The following is a 20,131-nucleotide window of genomic DNA, read 5'->3' on the forward strand; positions in this document are numbered from 1 at the left end:
AGAATGCGTTTTTCTTATACACATGAATATAAAAATCCTCCGAGGAGAACAAATAAAATTAAACAAGCACTTAATAACATATAATTTGAAATATGTACTTTCTTCAAGTTGACCACTCCTATAACTGCGACTGTTATCTTTATGATAGCGAAAAAATAGTTCACTTGCAGTTACAGAGTGCTAACAATGCAAAATCAATTATTACAAATTTTATCCTTATATTTCATTTCTTTGTATATTCTATCGATTTAATAAAAAAAGATGTCATATTGACATCTTTTTTAGTGAAGAAGTGACCATCCCATAAAGTCTTCATGTACTTGGCACGCCCTCTTATCGTTTCGATCATATAATTCAGCATAACTATCTGTTTCTTCATCATAAGCCATCGTATAAATAATTTGGCCGTCTACTTCAACGGATAAAACGACTCCACCTTTCATCTCTTCTACATGAATGATAGCATTCGCCGGAATTCTCATATCCGTCATTCTTATCGCATCTAACAATATACTAAACCCCCTACAGCGTATTCATTGCTAGTACTATTACACACTAAATAGTATACTACTGTAATAGCATACATTTCGTCAATGAAATTGCTGTTGAAATAGCATATTGTCTATATACATATACGCTAAAATAGAAGAAATAGAAACATATTAATGGGGGGCTAACATTGATTCTACACAAAGGAGATGTACTATTCCGTCAAGGCGAGGACGGTCCTTTATACTTTATAAAAACAGGCTTATTAAAAGTAGTTCGGCTAGAAGAAGACGGAACACCATTTTTATTCAACATTATCGTTCCAGGTGAAACGATACCTCATCATTCTTTAATTTCACCGAAAGAATATCACGGTACAGCTATCGCTTTAATAAAGACAGAAGTGGAACCGATCACTAGTAGTGAATGGTACGAGAGACTTCAAGCAAATCCCGAATCGTATGCCAACATCGCTATGCAATTGCAATCTAAATTAAGAATGATGCAACAACGAATTGATCAATTGACAACTGTCTCTCCGAAAGAACGTCTTCATCGTTTACAAGAATGGTTCACATTATATTTAGGTGACATTCCTATATATGAAATATTAACACAAACTGAAATTGGTCAACTGATAGGCATACGCCGTGAAACAGTTAACCGTTTATTACGAGAACAAATAAAAAACGAGGTAAAATAAATACCTCGTTTTTTTGTTTATTCTCATCTGTCTTATTGTAAGCTTGTTGCTGGGCCGAAAAATTCATAATGAATATGCTCTTGTTTCACACCTAAATCAGTTAGTGCAGCATTTATATGCTTCATAAATGCTACTGGACCACAGAAATAAAATTCTGCTTCAGTTGTCTGAATAATAGTTTTTAACCATTCGCTTTCAACGAAACCTTCTTTATCAAAGTTCTTCATTTCTAAATCTTTTTCAGTCGGTGCAGAATAACAAGTATATGCTTTAACTTGTTCATATTCATTTTCTACTGCCTTAACGTGTTCTTTCATTGCATGTGTATTACTATTTATTGCTGCATGAATAAAATATACATTACGTTTTGAATCTTGTTCAATTAACGTATTTAACATACTCATCATCGGTGTAATCCCTACTCCACCACTAATTAGTACAACTGGTAATGTTGAATCCATATTTAACACGAAATCTCCCGCTGGTGCACTTACTGGTAAAACATCTCCTTCTTTTACATGTTCATGTAAGTAATTAGACACTTTACCGTCTGGTGTATCTACACCTTTTTCTTTCTTTACACTAATACGATAATATTCTTTCCCAGGTGCATCGGATAAACTGTATTGACGATTATGTGTATATGTCTCACCTTCAATATTGATTTGAACCGTTACATATTGACCTGGGATGAATGAAGAAACTTTCCCTCCATCTTCAGGTTTCAAATAAAATGACGTAATAACATCGCTTTCCTTCACTTTTTTAACAATCACAAAGTTACGGAAGTCTTTCCATCCACCTTCTTTATGTGCAGCTTCTTCATACATCTCTGCTTCAATGCTAATAAATGCATCAGCAATGACACCATATGCTTCTCCCCATGCATTTAAAACTTCATCAGGTGCACCTGCGACCTCTTTAATGGCACGTAGTAAACATGTACCTACAATCGGATAATGCTCAGCTTTAATACCTAAACTTCTATGCTTATGACCAATTTGTTTTACAACTGGAATAATTGCTTCTAAATTATCAATGTACGTTGCAGCTGCATAAACAGCATTCGCTAACGCTTGTTGTTGTCTTCCCTTTTTCTGATTCGTATGGTTGAAAATATTCAATAACTCCGGATGTTCTGAAAATAAAATTTCATAAAATCTCGTTGTAATTTCAACGCCTTTTTCTTGTAATAATGGTACTGTTGACTTTACGATTTCAATTGTTTTTGCACTTAACATTGTATCCCACTCCTCTATTTCCTTAACTGTTTTTAGTTTAACTGAATCTTATAATGCAGATTGTGATTTTAATCACTATTAACACGTTGTTTTTGTGAATAATATATGAACATTGTACTTACAAAAGAAAATAAGCTAACTAGAATTCTAGCTAGCTTATTATTTTGTTTGTATAGCTTGTTCAATTACTTTTATATCTTTCCCCTCGCCAAACTCTGTATACCCCCAGATATTCGTTTCCCCCCTATATTTATTTACGATAATATCCAAGTCATGATATACACGGTGGGCATACACTACATACTCAATATTTTGAAGTTCCACACCTTTTTTTACAATTTCATAGCTTCTATTTACATCGCGTTTTATTTTTTCATTCTTTATTTCCGTATGTATATTTTTTAAAGATGGTTCTTGTTGTTGAAACCATTGCTTAAATTGATTCCAATCCCCGTCTGTATAATTCTCTGCTTTACCGTAATTTAAGAAATTATTATAGCTTTCATGTGTCATTCGAATAAAATCTAGCACTTTTGTCTCTTCTTGCACATCTTCTACTTGAGCTATTGTATTTACCTCAGCAGGCTTATTCGCATAATGTAACAGCACTTTCATAAGACTATAACTCGCGATGATCATTACGATAATAATCCCGAATACACGTAGCAATTTCTTCATATACAGAACTCCTTCTCTACTAAAGATATTATAATGTATGGCTATACTTGTAACATTCTCTCGTAGAAATATACTTCCTGTATAAATTCTTCCTATCATTTCGACAATATTTTTCTATACATTTCTCGTTGGCAAATGTTCTTGTAAAACAATATATCCTTCATAAGCTGTGTAACCGAGTATAGCCATTAATCCGATATAACAAGCAAATACTGTCCATTTCGTTTTCGCATCCACTTTATAATAGTTTTCTTGTTGTTCTTTTTCTATTTTCCATTTATTTAATTTTCTTTCTGACGCTTCAAATGCTTCCCTTATGTGAATTGTATACTCATCTTTTTCATCTTCATATGGAACATAATCTAACGGTTCGAACTTCGGTAAAAGATACTCTAACACTTCCATTTTTTGAAGTTCACCTATTTGTAACTCTTTTTCCCGTTCTCTTTGTCTTAATGCATTCATCTCATGATGCATCATGTATATAGTCCGATGTACAGCACCCGTTTCTTTTAATTCCTCTTCAATCCTAGCAACATATTCTTTCATCCCATCAATTTTATGCCCTAATTCCTTAATCGGCTCATCTCTCTTTATCACTCTATATAATTCCATACAACCGATAATAACAATAAATCCTCCCAAAATACTTTTAAAGTAAATTGAATAGCCAAGTAATAAAATAAGGCCTGCTCCCCAAATTTTAGTGCTGACAACTGAAATAATTCGCCCACCATCTAGCGGCGAAACGGGAATTAAATTAAAGAAATTAATCATACTTCCAAGCAAAATAACAAGCGCCCAAAATGGTTCTTTCGTCATTATGTAAAGCGGTATCGCAGGTAAATATGACAGAAGCCCGAAAAGCGGACCCATATAGGCAATGTAAGCTTCATCTTTTGCATTTTTCGGCATCTCTTTCATTCCAATAAGAGCGCCCATAAATGGGATAAAGATTGCTGGCGATGTTGGAATCCCTTTTCTTTTCGCAGCCCATAAATGGCCCATTTCATGAACAAACAACAAATAAATGAGCGCCACCCCAAATTTCCAACCATATAGAACTGCGTATGCGCCAAGCGATAGAAACATACTAAATACCGTTGAAAACTTTGCTAATTTAAAAATTGCAAATACCCACTTTAACTTAGACAGTAAAAATAATCCTATGGCAACAATAATTCCCCATAATCCTTTTTTATTATTTTTCATCTCTCTCCTTTAACCCCCTGTAACGAGTCATACAAGCTCATCAAAAATTATTCTCCTCTTTATTATGACATATTTTTTTCTATTGTTAGAAATAATGTTTATTTAATCCATTTTTAGCCAAAAATATAAATAAAGGAGGTATATACGAATGAATTTACAATCTCTCATAATAAGTGTTTTATCATTTTTAGCTTCAACTCTTATTTTTTATACAGTGAGCTATGTATTATTATTAGATTGGTTGCCAAATCACTTACTTATCACTCTTATCATTCTTTCCGCTCTTATGATTTCATTTCTTATTACACGAAAATCAATGAATGAGCCATCTGCAAAAGCAAAATAATAGAGAGGGTGTTCTTCTCCCCTCTCTATTATCATTTCCTAGGAAAGGCTATATAGAATTTACAATTCAGTTACAGCCAATAAGGGCCTTACCCCAAAATTCAGTTGAAACAAAGAAGTTAAGTGAGAGTCAACGCCGAATTGGCAAAGACTATTAATCAATGAGAAATGAGCAGCCTCCGCCGATTAAATTCTCACTTTATCTTTGGAAATTCATTTTTTCACCATACTCTTTAACGATTTGAATTATATTTTGAAACACACCTATTTTTTCTTTTTCACTGTTTAATATTTTTAAATCATACTTTTCGTAATATGTTTCTAATGATTTTAATTGTGATTCTGAAGCGCCTTTTACCTGCACAGTAGCATGCAATTCATATTGCTTATACCCTTCCTTTACTTTTTCACCTAAAATCATTTCACTCTCTTTTGCTCCAATTAATTTTTGAACTTTTTCTGGGAAAGTGAGTTGCAAATAATATTCTTGTTCCTTCACTAACTTGTTGTATAGTGATTGTGAAATCGTATACCGTACCATATAATTCACGTTTTGATCGCCTGCTTTAATATGAAACGCGGTAATCTGCAAATCTTTTTTTGTTACCTCCGTTAAAGGACCTACCTGCATCTCTTCTTCTTTTTGTTCTGAAACATTTGGAAATATAGCCAAAAGCTTTTCCGTATCTTTTTCATTCAACATATACATAACTTTCTTATATTGCACCCATCCTCGTCTATCTTCTCCCCTTAACCATGCATAATAAGTTTCTTTTTTCCCCTCTCTACTAATTTGTATTTCATATTCAGGTTCACCGAAGCTTCCGGTTATTTCTTGTTTCTCAGCTTTATCCAAAATGTCTATTACTAACTTCGCTTCTGATTCCTGCAACTTTTTCTCTTTATGTTTTTTTTGTATAACGGTTACCCCTATTGTTTCTTTCACTTCATTCACCGTCTCTTCTACTTTTTTTGTTTCTTGTTTTTGCTCAGCTTGACCACAAGCTGCTAGTAACATAACAAATAACAACAATACATATTTCCCTTTCAAATTAATCCTCCTTTTACGATAAGAAATTCTTATAATCTTCATACATAAAACAAAAACGTGACATCCTATTAAATAAGTTATACTAATCATTGAAAGGAGGTCTTTATCATGTCCATTAATTTTCATGAAGCAAATAATAAATACACATACGCAACAAGAAACGCTCATATTTCTTGGGCTGAAATGGTAAAAAACATTACAGACATACAAAACAAGCAAATAATTGATATTGGCTGCGGTGGCGGGATTTATACGAAAGAACTCGCTCTTATGGGAGCCAAAAATGTTGTGGGACTTGATTTTTCAAAAGAAATATTACAAGCTGCAAAAGAAAATTGCAACAATTTCCCAAATATTTCTTTCATCCACGGTGATGCACATAATATCCCATACCCTAACGAAACATTCGACATAGTTATTTCGCGCGCAGTTATTCATCATTTACAAGACATTCCTACATTTTTATGTGAAGCTTCTCGTATATTAAATAAAACGGTGTACTTATTTTACAAGATCGAACGATTGAAGATTGTACAGTTCCAGGAAGTCTCGAACACATTCGTGGATATTTTTTCTCTATATTTCCAAAACTCATTGAAATAGAGTCAAAAAGACGTCCAAAAACCAACACGATACAGAAAGAATTACAAAAACATTCTCTTCACGTGCTTCCCACACAAACACAATGGGAAGTACGAAAAATACATGATTCTGTAGAAGCATTGCTACAAGATTTATCTCCTCGAACAGGTCGATCCATTCTATATGAGTTAACAGATGATGAACTTTCTCAACTTCTACAACATATACAGACCACATTACAAAACGTCTCTCCTATTATTGAAAGAGATCGATGGACAATTTGGAGCGCCATGAAGTTGTAAGGAAGGAAGCCTCACAAAATAATGTGAGGCTTCCTTTCTTTCATAATCTAATTTTGCAACACTCTTGATATCCTCCACTTCTGGCCTGTGCACTTCCACACTTCGGACATACTAAATATCTAGACTGATTTGTCAACAAACTACCTTTTTGAAAGAGTAAAACTTCTGCTTGTTTAAACGAACGCGAATAATATAACCACATAAAACCAATTATAGCAATAATGCCAAATAATACTCCCATCGCAAGCATTTCATTCACCTCTTTTGGTTTGTTCTTTCCAGCAAGTGGATTGTTGTAATATTCTCTGTAAATTCAAATAATCCCTTCTTTACTCCTATAAATATCAACTTTCTCTATAAATTTTACAATTCTCCACAAATTTTTACTCCCATTTTACAATTCATTATTCCTTTTGCAACAACGAATATTACTTTCGATATTTCCGTATATAAATATATCTTTCAAAAAACATATTGACTTTCTAAAAAAAACATGCAACAATACTGTCAGAATACTTGAATAAAAATTCATTGACGAGAACGAGTACGTTATAGAACTGTTCCCCAGAGAGTTGGCGATTTGCTGAAAGCCAACGTTCAGTGCGTAACCGAAAATCATCTCCGAGAAGTAGAACCGAATGTTACAGTAAGTTCTTACCGGCCGTCCCCCGTTACAAGGAACACGTATCATGTTGTACGTTGCAAAGCCGTATACATATAGATTTATTTCTACATGTGTAAATTAGGGTGGTATCGCGGGTAAATATAACTCGTCCCTTTCTTTAGGGACGAGTTTTTTGTGTTCTTACAAATGAATTTAAAAAAGGAGGAAAAACAATGAACACTGTATCAAAAAAACATATTTTTTTCACGGGTCTTATGCTATTTTCTTTATTTTTTGGGGCAGGTAATTTAATTTTCCCTCCCATGCTTGGCCAAAACGCAGGTGAAAACTTTTGGCCCGCAATGATTGGATTTTTACTAACAGGAGTTGGCTTACCACTACTTACTGTTATCGCAATTTCTCTATCAGGAAATGGAATGCAGCAACTTGCAAGTCATGTTCATCCATTATTCGGAATTTTCTTTACGGTAGTTGTATACATTGCCATCGGTCCATCCATGGGCATCCCACGTGTTGCAAATGTTGCTTATGAAATGGGTGTTAGTTCTTTCTTACCAGAAACAATCCGCTCTAGCAGCCTAGTGCTATTTGTATATACAATCATATTCTTTACTATCGTATTTTGGCTGAGTTTAAATCCATCTAAACTTGTCGATCGTATTGGAAATATATTAACACCTATTTTATTACTCTCAATTTTCTTATTGTTTGTTAAAAGTGTCTTTACACCACTTGGACAATCAGGACCAGCTATGCAAGAGTATCAAACTTCTCCAATCTTCAAAGGCTTTATGGAAGGGTACTTAACAATGGACACCATTTCAGCACTTGCATTTGGAATTATCGTTGTAAATGCAATTCGCTCTAAAGGTGTGAATGATCGTAAGTCCATTGCCATCGCCACAGCAAAAGCAGGGCTTATTGCCGCTACAGGACTCGTACTTGTATATGGTGCACTCGGCTGGCTTGGGACAACTAGTGTCTCTCTCGGATATGCAAAAAATGGTGGACAGCTACTTACTGTTATCGTACAACAATTATTCGGCCCATACGGTTTGCTCCTATTATCTCTTATCGTTACACTCGCTTGTTTAACGACATGCGTTGGACTCGTATCTGCGTGCAGCCAATATTTTTCAACATTATTGACTACATTTTCATACAAAACGTTCGCGAGTATCATTTGCGCATTAGGATTATTAGTTGCCAACTTAGGTTTAACAAAAATTATCGCAATCTCTGTTCCAATTCTACTTGTTGTATATCCAATTGCGATTGTACTCGTACTACTATCGTTACTTCATAAATACTTCGGTGGATATCGCTCTGTTTATGTAGGTGCTTTAATCGGAGCAGCAGTTGTGAGCGTATTTGATGGATTAAAACAAGGCGGTATTCCAGTCTCGTTTATCACGTCCAACTTTGAATTTATTCCTTTATATAATGAAGGAATAGGCTGGCTATTACCAGCATTAGCCGGAGCACTTATCGGATTTACTATCGCTAAACTAAGCGGTGCTAAAAAAGTTCCCTTAATAACCGACGCAAAAGCATCCTAAAAAACTCCCGAAAGGGAGTTTTTTTACATTTGATAAGCAGTATGATTAAAACTACTTATTTTATACGCTTTCGTATAATATTCAATATTCGTATCAACTGTTTCTACCTTAACAACATCATAGCAGTCTTCTTGCTTTACTAAAAATAAATAGTATTCCTCTGTTGCCTCAATAATCGCAATTTTATCTGTTTCAACATTATATTGTTCACAAAGCGCTTGTAATGCGTTCACATAATCCCCTAATTTTTTAGACTTATCCATTCCGAATATAGTTTGAACTAACATATACATTCTCCCCTTTGTATGTACTGTTAACAACTTAATGATAACGCTTACATTTATTAGCGTCAATAAAAAGATTTGATGCAAACTAATAATCAATGGGGATAGTCCCCCACTGATTAAAGTTGCACTTTATCATTTCGTTAATTGATGTCTAAATGCATAAATAACCGCCTGTGTCCGGTCACTTACATTTAGTTTATTTAATATATTACTCACATGTGTCTTTACTGTTTTGAGGGCAATAAACAATTCATCTGCAATCTCTTGATTACTTTTCCCCTCTGCAATTAATAACAAAATTTCAGACTCTCTTTCTGTTAACTCCTCATGCAAAGGTTGCTCTTTCTTTTGACGCATACGGGACATCATTTTCCCGGTAACTTTCGGCTCTAATACCGTTTCTCCATCATAAGTAGCTCGTACAGCGTCCGCTATATCACTTGCTCTTGATGTTTTTAATAAATAACTAGTCGCCCCAGCCTCAATAACAGGATACAATTTTTCGTCATCTAAAAAGCTTGTTACAACTACAATTTTTGCTTCTGGCCATTCTTGAATAATAGCACGTGTTGCTTCGACACCATCCATCTCATCCATAACAAGGTCCATTAAAATAATATCCGGTCTTAATTGCAGTGCTAATTCTGATCCTTTTTTTCCATTTTCAGCTTCCCCGACCACTTCAATATCTGGTTGTGTAGATAAATATGCCGATACACCCATACGAACCATTTCATGATCATCGACAAGCAATACTTTTATCATACTTCTCCCCCTCTCTCAAGCATAATTGGTACTTTCACTTCTATTTGTGTACCTTTGGCCGGGAAACTCAGTACCTTGAGTGTCCCACCAATTTCATGAACACGCTCTTGCATCGATCTTAAGCCATAGGAACCGGCTTTATTAACGCCTACTTCAAACCCAACACCGTCATCAATGATTTTTAAAATCGCATATTGATCAATTTTTCGAAGGCGCACTTCTGTTTTCTTTGCCTTCGCGTGTCGCAACGTATTTGATAGCGCTTCTTGCACAATACGGAATAAATGATCTTCTACACCTTTTTTTAATTCTATTGGCTCAATAAGCCATTCAATTTTCATATGTTGTTTTCGCGATAATTCCGTTAATAATTCCTCTATACCTTCTGTCAGTTTCTTACCTTCCAATTGTACAGGACGTAAATGAAGGAGCAATGCTCTCATTTCTGATTGAGCATTTACAACCATATTTTCAACAAGTTGTAATTGTTTTTTTGTCACATCTGGAAATTCAGTTATTTGTTCATTAATCGCTGACATCATCATCGACATTGCGAAAAGCTGCTGACTTACTGAATCATGCAACTCCCTTGCTAAGCGATGCCTTTCTTGAGAAATCGCTTCTTGTCTCATCTCTTCATTCCAATGAGCTCGTTCATTCGTTACTTTTTGAAAGAGTCCAGCTTGCTCCTCTAATCGACGAGCCAGAACGATTACTTTTCGCTCCACTTCATGAAATTCATCATCCGCAGTAAACGAAACATCACTCGGAAAATTCCCTCGCTCTACTTCAAATAGAAAAGTATTTAATCCTTGTATACGCTGCTCTATATAGTAACCGATTGCATATCCTACAATTCCCCCGATAAGTAAACTTGTAGTCATAATAAACAAGCCAATTGGAACAGAAGCGATGGATTCCTTCCATAATAAATCATACACTTGTTGCTCGCTTTTCCATACATATACAATTGTACAAATGAGTGCGATACTAACAGAGGACAACATAGAATAACGAATATACATCCACGAAATATTTTTTTGTTTCTTCATTATACTTTCCTCACTTCCGTGTCGCCTACGACAAGCGAAGAAATAATTTTAATACGACGAGGAGCCTCTTTATACTGCTCTGTTCTAAATGTAACATTGCGGTTAAACCCTGTCTCTTCATGACCTGGCAAGAGCACACGGCCGACAATAACAGAGTGATTTAAAGAAAGTTCAATATCATATGGCACATATAAACGAATATTACCAACGACACCTCGAATAACAATTACTGTTTCTCCTTCTGGAATCATAGCAGTTGTTAAATCTATTTCCACATCACAAGCACCATATTGAACATTAATATCCTCAAGTTCATAAATATGATCCATCATTCGTACATTGCCTACAAACATATTTTTCAAATATGGTTCTGTACGATATATTTGCTTCTCTTCGTCTATAATCCCTTTTTCTTTAATTTCAACCTTCATTGCTTTTTGCTGATGTCCTTGTTGAATCAATTGATAACCAATTAAAGCTAAACAAGCAAATACGACAAGAACAAATGCTGCTGATGAAAATAAGAAAAATAAAAATACGATACCACCAACAAATAAAAATACATTCCCCCGTACATAACGATTCTTTTTACGATAATGCCTTCCAAACATAAGCATAATAAATGCAAAAATGAGACCACCTGGTTCAAAATGTCCAAGTATCATATCAAGAAAAAGACCGAACCCAAATATGATGAGGAGCATCCCCATTAATTGTGTCTTTGAAAAATGTTTCTTCACTTCAGCTCCCCCCTTCTTGTCACATATACATAGAAGAAAAGGCATTGCTTTCCAACACCTTTTCTCCTATCACTATATCATAAGCCTGTTTTATAATATACTACTATTATTTTGTTAACTCTTTCGTTAACGATACATCATTCTTTTCTTTCATTTCACGCTCAAGTTTTGCAATTTTCATATCAAATGTGTCACGCTCATGCCCTTCATTCATACGAGTTTCTAAGTCACGAATGTGATCTTCAATTTCTTCAAATCGTAAGAACGGATTATTTTCATCCATTTTATGCATCGCAGTATTCATCCGACGATTTGCATGTGCCATATTTTCACGTGCCATTAGTTCCATACGCTTTGCGTGCATTTCTTTTAATTTATTTTTCATTTCGGAAAGACGACGCTCTAACTCATCAATTTGCTCTACAACACCTGCATACATTTCTTCTAATCGAGTTACTTGCCCTTCATAATAAGCTACCTCTTCTAACGCACGTTCGTGCAATTGTAATTCGCCTGCTTCTTGAGCAACGATAGCTTGCTTTGATCTTTTATTAACGAAATAACGTGCTTGCTCAAGCTCACGAGCGAAGTTAGATTTTAATGTTTTATGACGCTCAATTAACTTCTCAATTTTTGTTATTTCACGCTCACTATCACGTAAATATTGGTTTAACATCGCAATTGGATTTTTTCTTTCCTTCTCATCTAACACGTTATGAAAATCAGCTAAAATTGCATCGCGTACACGTCCGAATAAAGATTGTTTCATTATAAATCTTCCTCTCTTCTACTTTAATTATAATTTGATTTATTGTTTTAGTTTTTCATTAATTTGTTCCACTCATCTTCAAAGTTGCTATATGGTTTAGAACTTTCTGGAGCAGATTCAACAACTACATCTTTTTCTTTTTTCCACTCACGGTATCCGTAGTATAAAACCACTAAAGCAGCGATACCGATTAATGCTGGTGAATGAGAAAGTGCAATGGATAAACCGATTAAACCAACAATACCCCAAGCTAACTTTCCAAAAAATGATTTAGCTCGCACAAATGATTTATAGCTCCAATATACAACTCCTGCTCCGATTGCGAATCCTACAATACCAGCAAGACTACCAAGAGCAATTAAAGCCAAAATACCGGCTGCGATAAACGCTAGAAATTGTTTCATCTTGTGCTTGCCTCCCTTCGATTTGATACTCTTATCTTAACTATTTTTTCATCTTTCCATAACGAGCTTAAGAACCGTTTTTAACTCAGACTTAAGACCGAGTCATATTCAGCCCTTTACGCAAAAAAACGTGCAGAGTCTATTCTCTGCACGTTTTTTAATTACTAACGTTCATATTAGATTAAGCTGTTTTATGATACTTTTTTTTCTCAGCTACTTTCGAAAACCTTGGAAACCCAATTAAAATAGAAACAATCCCACATACTCCAACTAAAATTGGATAAAATGCATATGGTAACAATTCAACCGGAGATAACGCTGCAAATCCTGCTGCCGTTAACATTTGGGCACCGTACGGGATCAACCCTTGCACACAACATGAGAAAAGATCTAATACACTCGCTGATTTACGAGGATCTATTTCATATTGATCCGCAATATTTTTTGCAAGCGGGCCTGTAAAAATAATCGAAATCGTATTATTTGCTGTACACATATTCGTCATACTCACTAAACCAGCAATACCAAATTCCGCTCCTTTTTTCGAACGAATATTACGTGTTAATACATTCATTAAATATTGAATACCACCATTATATTGGATTAATTCAACCATACCGCCAATTAATATAGCAAGTAATACTAACTCCATCATACCGCCCATTCCAGTCGTTACACTTTTAAAGAAACTTTCTAACGTGTAACTTCCATCTATAAGACCGATAACACCAGATAGTACAGTTCCACCAGTTAATACGATAAGTACATTCCAGCCAAGTAGAGCTGTAATAAGTACTCCTGCGTACGGTAAAATCTTTATCCAATCAAAGCTATGCGCTTTAACCTGCGTATCACTTCCTGAAGTAACTATTACTAATAGTACAATTGTAATAATAGCCGCTGGTAATACAATTAAAAAGTTCGTTTTAAACTTATCTTTCATTTCTGTTCCTTGTGAACGAACAGCTGCGATTGTTGTATCTGAAATAAATGATAAATTATCACCAAACATCGCTCCGCCAACAACAGTAGCCATCGTAAGCGCAATTGAGATATCAGTTTGACCACTAATACCTACAGCAATTGGTGCTAACGCTGCAATTGTTCCCATTGAAGTCCCCATAGCTAATGAAATAAATGCACCAATAACAAAGATTCCAGCTACGATAAATCCTGGCGGTAAAATAGTTAACGCTAAATTAACAGTTGAATCTACCCCGCCCATTCCTTTAGCAGTTTCAGAAAATGCACCAGCAAGCACAAAAATTAATACCATAATCATAATATCTGGATTTCCTGCACCTTTAGCGAACCGCTCTACTTTCACATTAAAACTTTCTTTACGATTCATCACTAAAGCAACTCCTACAGCAATTGAAATCGCTACAAGTATCGGCAATTTATAGAAATCACCTGTAATAATTCCAGAACCAATAAATAGCGCCAAAAATATCCCAAGTGGTAATAAAGCTAAACCATTTCCTCTCGTTTCTTTCAAAGTACCATCTCTCCCTAGTTTCAACCTTTTTCTAATGAATAACAAAAGACCTCTTCCGATGAGAAGAGGTCTTATACATCTATAAGAAACACTCTTCTCATCTTTCAAGCACACGCTTGCTGGATTTGGCACAGCACTCTGAAATCGAGTCCGCTGCCGAGGCATCGTAGGGCCAGTCCCTCCGCCTCTCTTTATAAGAAGGTTTCATATTTATTTTTTAATAATAATTTCTTCCCTAACTTTACTCGCTTACAAAACAAAAGTCAATTATTTTTTGTATAGATTTTTTTGGTAATTATACAAAAATTTGAATACAACAATCATTTTAACTTTTCGATTTCTTCTTCCAATATTGAAATCCAATAAAATTCACTATTTTTTATTGCTGCTAATATCCATTTCGTAGTGTACCAAGCTAACTCATACTCTTCCTTCGTGACATCGCCACTTTTATAAGCATCCTCTAGCTCTTCTTCATCTAATATATACACCTTACCGCTGGGTAATAATACTACATCTAAATATAAATCATCAAAATACGGTAAACCACGATCGTCTATTTCATATTCTTTCGTCACATCAATATAATATTGCACTAAATTGTGCCTATCATCTAACATAGCTGTAATCGCAAAGTTCTTTCCATTAATGAAATATTGAACCCACGTATACCCATCACTTGCAATACAAATTTCTTTACCATCATATTCTTTACAACTAGGCTCTCTCACTTTTTTTATATCCAGTATTCCGAGCATTCCCTCTTCCACTTGCTTAACCGTATAACTCTTTTCTATTAGTCTCTTCCACGAAGCACCGTCACCATATTTACGTTTCATTATGTCTGCTCCTCTTCTATATACAGAAAAGCTCCCACATATTATGTGAGAGCTTGTTCATATTATAATTAAGCAGCTTGACCCTTTTCAGAAATCTCTTTTAAATAAGCTTGTCCTTTTTCAGCGTCATATTGACCTTCCCACTTAGACATAACTACAGCTGCTAAAGAGTTTCCTACAACGTTAACTGCTGTACGAGCCATATCTAAAATACGGTCAATACCAGCAATGAACGCTAAACCTTCAGGTGGAATACCTACTGTACCAAGTGTCGCTAATAATACAACGAATGATACGCCCGGTACACCTGCGATACCTTTTGATGTAACCATTAATACAAGTAATAATGTAATTTGTTGTGTAATAGATAAATCAATACCGTACATTTGCGCCAAGAAAATCGCCGCAATTGCTTGATATAAAGTTGATCCATCTAAGTTAAATGAATAACCTGTCGGAATAACGAAAGATGTAATTGCTTTCGGACAACCGAATTTCTCCATTTTCTCCATGATTTTCGGTAAAACTGTTTCTGAGCTTGCTGTAGAATACGCTAAGATCAGCTCGTCTTTTAAAATCTTAAAGAATTGGAAAATGTTAATTCCAAATATTTTCGCTGTAAGTCCTAAGACAACTACGACGAAGAAGATCATTGCTCCATATACGACAATTAGTAATTTCCCTAATGGAATTAATGAAGCAAGACCAAATGTAGAAACTGTAACACCAATTAGTGCAAACACACCAAATGGTGCAAATTTCATAACTTGGTTTGTTACATAAAACATTGCGTCAGCTACACCTTGGAAAAATTGAAGAACTGGTCTTCCTCTTTCACCAATTGCTGCTACACCTAAACCAAATAGTACAGAGAAGAATATAATAGCAAGCATATCTCCGTCAGCTAATGACTTCATAATGTTCGTTGGAACAATATTTACAAATGTATCTGCAAATGAATGACTTTGTACTTGCTCTGTTGTATGTGTATATTTTGAAATATCTGTCTTTGTTAACTGCTCCATATTCACGCCTTTTCCTGGTTGGAAAATATTCGCTATTAATAGACCAACAATAATTGCAATTGTTGTAATAATTTCAAAGTAAATAATTGTTTTTCCGCCTAGTCGACCTAGTTTTTTAACATCGCCAACACCAGCAACCCCAACAACAATACTTGCTACAACAATCGGTACAACGATCATTTTAATTAATCGGATGAAAATATCACCAATTGGTTGTAAATAACTCACTACAGCCGGATTGCCAAAGAAAATCGCCCCAACTGCAATACCAAGTGCAAGTCCTATTAATATTTGCCATGCAAGTCCTATTCTTTTCATATTTGTTGTAACCCCCTCTTCGATGTGTCACTCTATCTCTCATTCTATCTCTATAAAACTAAGAAATTAAGAGTATTACATATTATTCGACAATTCACTACATTTTGTCCCTGTTAAAAATCATAAATCAAAATTTAAAATCTGACAACAAAATAACTTTGCTCGAACACAAATAATTTTCTTGACAAAAAATAAACTCATGTCAGAAAACCTCACATGAGAACGATTCCTTACTAGTATTTCATTGGCTTTCTAAGTAATATTTCACCCCATAAAAACTCTTACTTCCCTCCTGCATTTTACAAATAAATCAAAAATTTACCTTTGTTACACATATAAATAAAATGTAAGTACTATGACAATTAAAGTTGAAAAATGATAAATTCCGACAAAACTTAGCAATTTTATAAAGTTTTCTTTACATTATGATTACAACGATAGACACCCTTCTTCTTATGATATATAACATTCATAGGGAAAGGAGTCAGACAACAATGAAAAAGAAATTTGCAGCGTTTAGTGTTTTAGCAGCAGGAACGATTTTTGCTTCCCCGTTACTTTCACCCGTATACGCTGAAACGAATCAAGATAAATTAACTAACATTCAATCTGAATTAGAAGGCAAACAAAGTGACTTACAAAATAAATCAGTCGAGAAAGAACAAATAGAAAAAGAAATTCAAGAATTACAGAAGAAAATCGATGAATTAACTACTTCTATTAATAAAAACGAGGCTGAATTAAACGATACAAAAAAAGAAATTAGCAAAACACAACAAGTAATTACTGACAAAAAGAAACATATAGAACAATTACAAACAAACATAGATACACGTCAGGAAGTTATTAAACAACGATTACAATCTATGCAAGAAAAACCGCGTACAAATATCATTACAGAAGTATTAACAAACTCTACAAACATTGCTGATCTTGTTGATAATATGTACTCCGTAAGTTTAATATTAAACAACGATACAGATATTGTAAAAAAACAAACATCTGATCAAAATGCTGTAACTACAGAAAAAGAAGCTGTTGAGAAAAAAGAACAACAACTGAAAGAATCTGAGCAAAAACTAGAACAAAAACAGCAAGAATTACAAAATAACCAACAACAGCAACAAACTCTTATTAACGATCTACATACGAAAGTAGCAAAAGTAGATTCAGAGATTGAAGGATTAGAAGAATCCAAAGGTATTTTAGAAAATCAACGTCAAGCTGTTCAAAAAGCAATTGAAGAAGAAAAACGTGCCGAAGAAGCTCGTAAAGCGGAAGAAGCTCGCCAGGCAGAAGAGGCTCGCAAACAACAAGCTACTAAATCTGCTCAAGCAAATCAAGCAGCTCCAACACCACATGATACAAATATCGGTGGCTTTATCAAACCAGCAGCTGGATCAAAAACATCCGGATTCGGTGTACGTTCTTTAGATAACCATAAAGGAATTGACATCGCTGCTTCGGGAACGGTTCCAATTATCGCTGCTGCAGATGGCGTTGTTATTCGCTCAGAATTATCATCTAGTTACGGAAACGTAGTGTACTTATCTCACCGTATAAACGGAAAAACATATACGACAGTATATGCTCATATGAATAGCCGTTCCGTATCGAATGGACAAACTGTAAAACAAGGCGATCAGCTTGGATTTATGGGGAATACGGGCCAATCATACGGACAACATTTACACTTCGAACTTCATCTTGGAGAATGGAATGTCGGCAAGACAAACGCAGTTGACCCATCTCCTTATATCGGATTATAAAAAACCTCGGTGCCTACCGAGGTTTTTTATTTACACTTCACACAATATAGGCATTCTACATAAACTATAACTAAATGCCTATAGTTTACGAGGTGATCCATATGAATACGCAATTACAACAAAAAATAGAAGAAGCTAGAACGACATATATCGGCCGGATATTTACATTTGGCGGCTCAGTTTTATTTTTAATCGGTTCATTCCTCGCAGTCACCACAGCCTATAAAGCGTATAATCGGCTATTACATTCATCAACATAAAAAAGACGGTAGATCCCCGTCTTTTTTATGCAAACATTTTAAATATACCTATCGCATTTAAAAATACAATTATTACAGTTACCGGAATGACATAACGAAGTAAGAAGAACCAAATGTTAAATAACGTTTTCCCTTTCGTTTCCGTCACTTCTAATTCTTTCATCAACAATTCTTTACTCATTTTATTTGGTACAAATAATGAAATAGCTAGTACTCCTAACGGCAGCAATACGTTACTTACTGAAAAGTCGACTAAATCAAAAAATGTTTTCCCGAATATTTTCACGTCACTCATTATTCCAAATGATAACGCTGATGGAATACCGACTGCAAAAATAAGAATACCAATTAATAATGATGCTGACGGACGCTTCTTCTCATTACCTTTCGCAACAGATGCTACTACAATTTCAAGCATTGAAATTGCTGATGTTAAAGTCGCAAAGAAGAATAAAATTAAAAACATAATAAAGAAAAATTGACCAAATGGTATTTTTGCAAATACTGCTGGAAGGACGATAAACAGTAATCCCGGTCCTTCAGTCGGTTTAACTCCTAATGCGAAAATCGCTGGGAAAATTGCTAATCCTGCAAGTACTGTAACAAAAACAGTTAAACTTACAATAGATGTTGCTGATTTCGCTAAATGTTCTTCTTTCTTTAAATACGAACTATACGTTACCATTACCGAGGCACCTACAGTTAGCGAGAAGAAAGATTGTCCCATCGCATATAAAATCGTATCTGCTGTAAGCTTTGAAAAATCTGGCTTTAAGAAGAACTCTACTCCAGCAAAAGCACCATCGAGTGTTAACGCACGAACAATAATCGCTATAAATAAAATAAATAATAGCGGCATCATGTACTTACTTGCCTTTTCTATACCTTTCTCTACACCTTTACTTACGACAAAAATTGTACAAAGCATAAAGATAAATTGTGCTCCAATCGCACTTAACGGATTTGAAATCGTTTCACCAAACAATTGTCCATAATCAGCTACTCCATTCCAGAAACTGCCTGTCACACTATAATATAAATAAAGTAAAATCCATCCACCTACAACACTATAAAAAGATAGTACACTAAAACAAGTAACAACTCCCATACGACCAATCCAAGGATATAATTTGCTATTTGGCACTAATACTTTATAAGCTGTAACCGCCTCTTTTTGCGTGCTACGTCCAATAGCAAACTCCGCTATTAGAAGAGGCATACCTATAAATAAAGTTAATAGTAAAAATACAAGGAAGAATGCTCCTCCCCCGCCATTACCTGCAACATATGGAAATTTCCATATCGCACCAAGACCTACTGCGGCTCCGGCTGCTGCGAGTACAAAGCCTATTTTCGACGTCCATTGCTGTGTTTCTTTCATCATAAATTCTCCTTTTCTGAATATTTAAACTTTTGTTAATTATACACTTTCATTTCATACTCGCACACCTCCTTTAGAAAATAAAAAAGTCCCCTACACGCAAATATGCATGTAGAGGACGATATATGTAATGTAAATACCGTGGTACCACCTCAATTGGATTGATAAATCCCACTTGTTCAAGTACAGGAATAATTCCGATACTCTATCCTTTTAACGGCGGAACCCGGGTTGCCT

General features: G+C 34.9%; 21 protein-coding genes, 1 pseudogene, 1 riboswitch and 2 other annotated features (1 of these 25 only partly in view). Of the genes and pseudogenes, 6 read left to right on the plus strand and 16 right to left on the minus strand.

Features of this window, described 5'->3' with window-relative positions:
- Window positions 1–281: 281 nt before the first annotated feature.
- On the minus strand, window positions 282–509 hold the full coding sequence (locus ACYFX0_RS06920; protein WP_000882911.1) for a hypothetical protein: 228 nt from the start codon (window positions 507–509) through the stop codon (window positions 282–284).
- 170 nt (window positions 510–679) lie between these two features.
- On the opposite strand from ACYFX0_RS06920, the gene ACYFX0_RS06925 reads away from it, so the two are divergent.
- Window positions 680–1,192, plus strand: coding sequence for a Crp/Fnr family transcriptional regulator (locus ACYFX0_RS06925; protein WP_000600585.1), 513 nt, complete (start codon window positions 680–682; stop codon window positions 1,190–1,192).
- A gap of 32 nt (window positions 1,193–1,224) precedes the next feature.
- Here the strand turns inward: ACYFX0_RS06925 and hmpA are convergent, their stop codons facing one another.
- From hmpA to ACYFX0_RS06940, 3 genes are all read right to left on the minus strand, one after another.
- On the minus strand, window positions 1,225–2,433 hold the full coding sequence (gene hmpA / locus ACYFX0_RS06930; protein WP_000947319.1) for an NO-inducible flavohemoprotein: 1,209 nt from the start codon (window positions 2,431–2,433) through the stop codon (window positions 1,225–1,227).
- Window positions 2,434–2,592: 159 nt separating this feature from the next.
- Window positions 2,593–3,111 (minus strand): hypothetical protein, encoded by a 519-nt coding sequence (locus tag ACYFX0_RS06935; RefSeq protein ID WP_000735433.1) that lies wholly within the window; start codon window positions 3,109–3,111, stop codon window positions 2,593–2,595.
- Window positions 3,112–3,225: 114 nt separating this feature from the next.
- Complete coding sequence (locus ACYFX0_RS06940) at window positions 3,226–4,323, minus strand: site-2 protease family protein (RefSeq protein ID WP_000794496.1); 1,098 nt, start codon at window positions 4,321–4,323, stop codon at window positions 3,226–3,228.
- 148 nt (window positions 4,324–4,471) lie between these two features.
- Here ACYFX0_RS06940 and ACYFX0_RS06945 point away from each other — a divergent pair, with 148 nt between their 5' ends.
- Window positions 4,472–4,669, plus strand: a complete 198-nt coding sequence (locus ACYFX0_RS06945) for a hypothetical protein (protein WP_001053359.1) — start codon at window positions 4,472–4,474, stop codon at window positions 4,667–4,669.
- A gap of 198 nt (window positions 4,670–4,867) precedes the next feature.
- On the opposite strand, the gene ACYFX0_RS06950 is transcribed toward ACYFX0_RS06945, so the two are convergent.
- Window positions 4,868–5,719, minus strand: coding sequence for a hypothetical protein (locus ACYFX0_RS06950; RefSeq protein ID WP_000677055.1), 852 nt, complete (start codon window positions 5,717–5,719; stop codon window positions 4,868–4,870).
- Window positions 5,720–5,827: 108 nt separating this feature from the next.
- Here ACYFX0_RS06950 and ACYFX0_RS06955 point away from each other — a divergent pair.
- A pseudogene (locus ACYFX0_RS06955) lies at window positions 5,828–6,603 on the plus strand (class I SAM-dependent methyltransferase).
- Window positions 6,604–6,643: 40 nt separating this feature from the next.
- On the opposite strand, the gene ACYFX0_RS06960 reads toward ACYFX0_RS06955, so the two are convergent.
- Window positions 6,644–6,853: a hypothetical protein gene (locus ACYFX0_RS06960; RefSeq protein WP_000880630.1), complete on the minus strand. Its 210-nt coding sequence runs from the start codon at window positions 6,851–6,853 to the stop codon at window positions 6,644–6,646.
- A 272-nt stretch (window positions 6,854–7,125) separates the two neighbouring features.
- Window positions 7,126–7,384 (plus strand) — a binding site (T-box leader).
- Between the two features lie 56 nt (window positions 7,385–7,440).
- Here ACYFX0_RS06960 and brnQ3 point away from each other — a divergent pair.
- Entirely contained in the window at window positions 7,441–8,787 is a 1,347-nt protein-coding gene (gene brnQ3 / locus ACYFX0_RS06965) for a branched-chain amino acid transport system II carrier protein BrnQ3 (RefSeq protein WP_001099171.1), read from the plus strand.
- Between the two features lie 23 nt (window positions 8,788–8,810).
- On the opposite strand, the gene ACYFX0_RS06970 is transcribed toward brnQ3, so the two are convergent.
- The 9 genes from ACYFX0_RS06970 to gltP form a co-directional block, all read right to left on the minus strand.
- On the minus strand, window positions 8,811–9,149 hold the full coding sequence (locus tag ACYFX0_RS06970; protein WP_118961699.1) for a DUF3922 domain-containing protein: 339 nt from the start codon (window positions 9,147–9,149) through the stop codon (window positions 8,811–8,813).
- Window positions 9,150–9,206: 57 nt separating this feature from the next.
- Entirely contained in the window at window positions 9,207–9,839 is a 633-nt protein-coding gene (locus ACYFX0_RS06975; RefSeq protein ID WP_000598702.1) for a response regulator, read from the minus strand.
- Window positions 9,836–10,891 carry a sensor histidine kinase gene (locus tag ACYFX0_RS06980; protein ID WP_000744327.1) on the minus strand — a complete coding sequence of 352 codons (1,056 nt, stop codon included), beginning with the start codon at window positions 10,889–10,891 and terminating at the stop codon, window positions 9,836–9,838. The genes ACYFX0_RS06975 and ACYFX0_RS06980 overlap by 4 nt, the downstream gene beginning before the upstream one ends.
- Complete coding sequence (liaF, locus tag ACYFX0_RS06985) at window positions 10,891–11,631, minus strand: cell wall-active antibiotics response protein LiaF (protein WP_000716094.1); 741 nt, start codon at window positions 11,629–11,631, stop codon at window positions 10,891–10,893. The genes ACYFX0_RS06980 and liaF overlap by 1 nt, the downstream gene beginning before the upstream one ends.
- A 106-nt stretch (window positions 11,632–11,737) precedes the next feature.
- The gene (locus ACYFX0_RS06990; protein ID WP_000814131.1) at window positions 11,738–12,400 is read right to left on the minus strand and encodes a PspA/IM30 family protein; all 663 of its coding nucleotides are present in this window, start codon (window positions 12,398–12,400) and stop codon (window positions 11,738–11,740) included.
- A 47-nt stretch (window positions 12,401–12,447) separates the two neighbouring features.
- Window positions 12,448–12,804 (minus strand): lmo0954 family membrane protein, encoded by a 357-nt coding sequence (locus tag ACYFX0_RS06995; RefSeq protein ID WP_000808640.1) that lies wholly within the window; start codon window positions 12,802–12,804, stop codon window positions 12,448–12,450.
- Window positions 12,805–12,985: 181 nt separating this feature from the next.
- Window positions 12,986–14,302 (minus strand): Na+/H+ antiporter NhaC family protein, encoded by a 1,317-nt coding sequence (locus ACYFX0_RS07000; protein WP_000665498.1) that lies wholly within the window; start codon window positions 14,300–14,302, stop codon window positions 12,986–12,988.
- A 94-nt stretch (window positions 14,303–14,396) separates the two neighbouring features.
- Window positions 14,397–14,502: riboswitch (SAM riboswitch) on the minus strand.
- Between the two features lie 120 nt (window positions 14,503–14,622).
- Window positions 14,623–15,141: a ribonuclease FAU-1 family protein gene (locus ACYFX0_RS07005; RefSeq protein WP_000824630.1), complete on the minus strand. Its 519-nt coding sequence runs from the start codon at window positions 15,139–15,141 to the stop codon at window positions 14,623–14,625.
- 68 nt (window positions 15,142–15,209) lie between these two features.
- Entirely contained in the window at window positions 15,210–16,484 is a 1,275-nt protein-coding gene (gene gltP / locus ACYFX0_RS07010; protein WP_000821134.1) for a glutamate/aspartate:proton symporter GltP, read from the minus strand.
- Window positions 16,485–16,978: 494 nt separating this feature from the next.
- On the opposite strand from gltP, the gene ACYFX0_RS07015 reads away from it, so the two are divergent.
- A complete protein-coding gene (locus ACYFX0_RS07015) occupies window positions 16,979–18,253 on the plus strand; it encodes a murein hydrolase activator EnvC family protein (protein WP_106081431.1) in 1,275 nt (424 codons plus the stop codon).
- A gap of 101 nt (window positions 18,254–18,354) precedes the next feature.
- On the plus strand, window positions 18,355–18,513 hold the full coding sequence (locus tag ACYFX0_RS07020) for a hypothetical protein (protein ID WP_001096007.1): 159 nt from the start codon (window positions 18,355–18,357) through the stop codon (window positions 18,511–18,513).
- Between the two features lie 25 nt (window positions 18,514–18,538).
- Here ACYFX0_RS07020 and ACYFX0_RS07025 read toward each other — a convergent pair whose 3' ends face one another.
- Window positions 18,539–19,894 (minus strand): sodium-dependent transporter, encoded by a 1,356-nt coding sequence (locus tag ACYFX0_RS07025; protein WP_460270147.1) that lies wholly within the window; start codon window positions 19,892–19,894, stop codon window positions 18,539–18,541.
- Between the two features lie 111 nt (window positions 19,895–20,005).
- Window positions 20,006–20,131, minus strand: a binding site (T-box leader); it runs 123 nt beyond the window's last position.

The organism is Bacillus sp. NEAU-Y102 (assembly GCF_054788175.1).

Excerpts from the sequence above, each read along its gene's own strand:
- hmpA (WP_000947319.1), bottom strand. The coding sequence starts at position 2,433 with ATGTTAAGTGCAAAAACAATTGAAATCGTAAAGTCAACAGTACCATTA.
- ACYFX0_RS06935 (WP_000735433.1), bottom strand. The coding sequence starts at position 3,111 with ATGAAGAAATTGCTACGTGTATTCGGGATTATTATCGTAATGATCATC.
- ACYFX0_RS06940 (WP_000794496.1), bottom strand. The coding sequence starts at position 4,323 with ATGAAAAATAATAAAAAAGGATTATGGGGAATTATTGTTGCCATAGGA.
- ACYFX0_RS06945 (WP_001053359.1), top strand. The coding sequence starts at position 4,472 with ATGAATTTACAATCTCTCATAATAAGTGTTTTATCATTTTTAGCTTCA.
- ACYFX0_RS06960 (WP_000880630.1), bottom strand. The coding sequence starts at position 6,853 with ATGCTTGCGATGGGAGTATTATTTGGCATTATTGCTATAATTGGTTTT.
- brnQ3 (WP_001099171.1), top strand. The coding sequence starts at position 7,441 with ATGAACACTGTATCAAAAAAACATATTTTTTTCACGGGTCTTATGCTA.
- ACYFX0_RS06975 (WP_000598702.1), bottom strand. The coding sequence starts at position 9,839 with ATGATAAAAGTATTGCTTGTCGATGATCATGAAATGGTTCGTATGGGT.
- ACYFX0_RS06980 (WP_000744327.1), bottom strand. The coding sequence starts at position 10,891 with ATGAAGAAACAAAAAAATATTTCGTGGATGTATATTCGTTATTCTATG.
- ACYFX0_RS06990 (WP_000814131.1), bottom strand. The coding sequence starts at position 12,400 with ATGAAACAATCTTTATTCGGACGTGTACGCGATGCAATTTTAGCTGAT.
- ACYFX0_RS06995 (WP_000808640.1), bottom strand. The coding sequence starts at position 12,804 with ATGAAACAATTTCTAGCGTTTATCGCAGCCGGTATTTTGGCTTTAATT.
- ACYFX0_RS07005 (WP_000824630.1), bottom strand. The coding sequence starts at position 15,141 with ATGAAACGTAAATATGGTGACGGTGCTTCGTGGAAGAGACTAATAGAA.
- gltP (WP_000821134.1), bottom strand. The coding sequence starts at position 16,484 with ATGAAAAGAATAGGACTTGCATGGCAAATATTAATAGGACTTGCACTT.
- ACYFX0_RS07015 (WP_106081431.1), top strand. The coding sequence starts at position 16,979 with ATGAAAAAGAAATTTGCAGCGTTTAGTGTTTTAGCAGCAGGAACGATT.
- ACYFX0_RS07020 (WP_001096007.1), top strand. The coding sequence starts at position 18,355 with ATGAATACGCAATTACAACAAAAAATAGAAGAAGCTAGAACGACATAT.
- ACYFX0_RS07025 (WP_460270147.1), bottom strand. The coding sequence starts at position 19,894 with ATGAAAGAAACACAGCAATGGACGTCGAAAATAGGCTTTGTACTCGCA.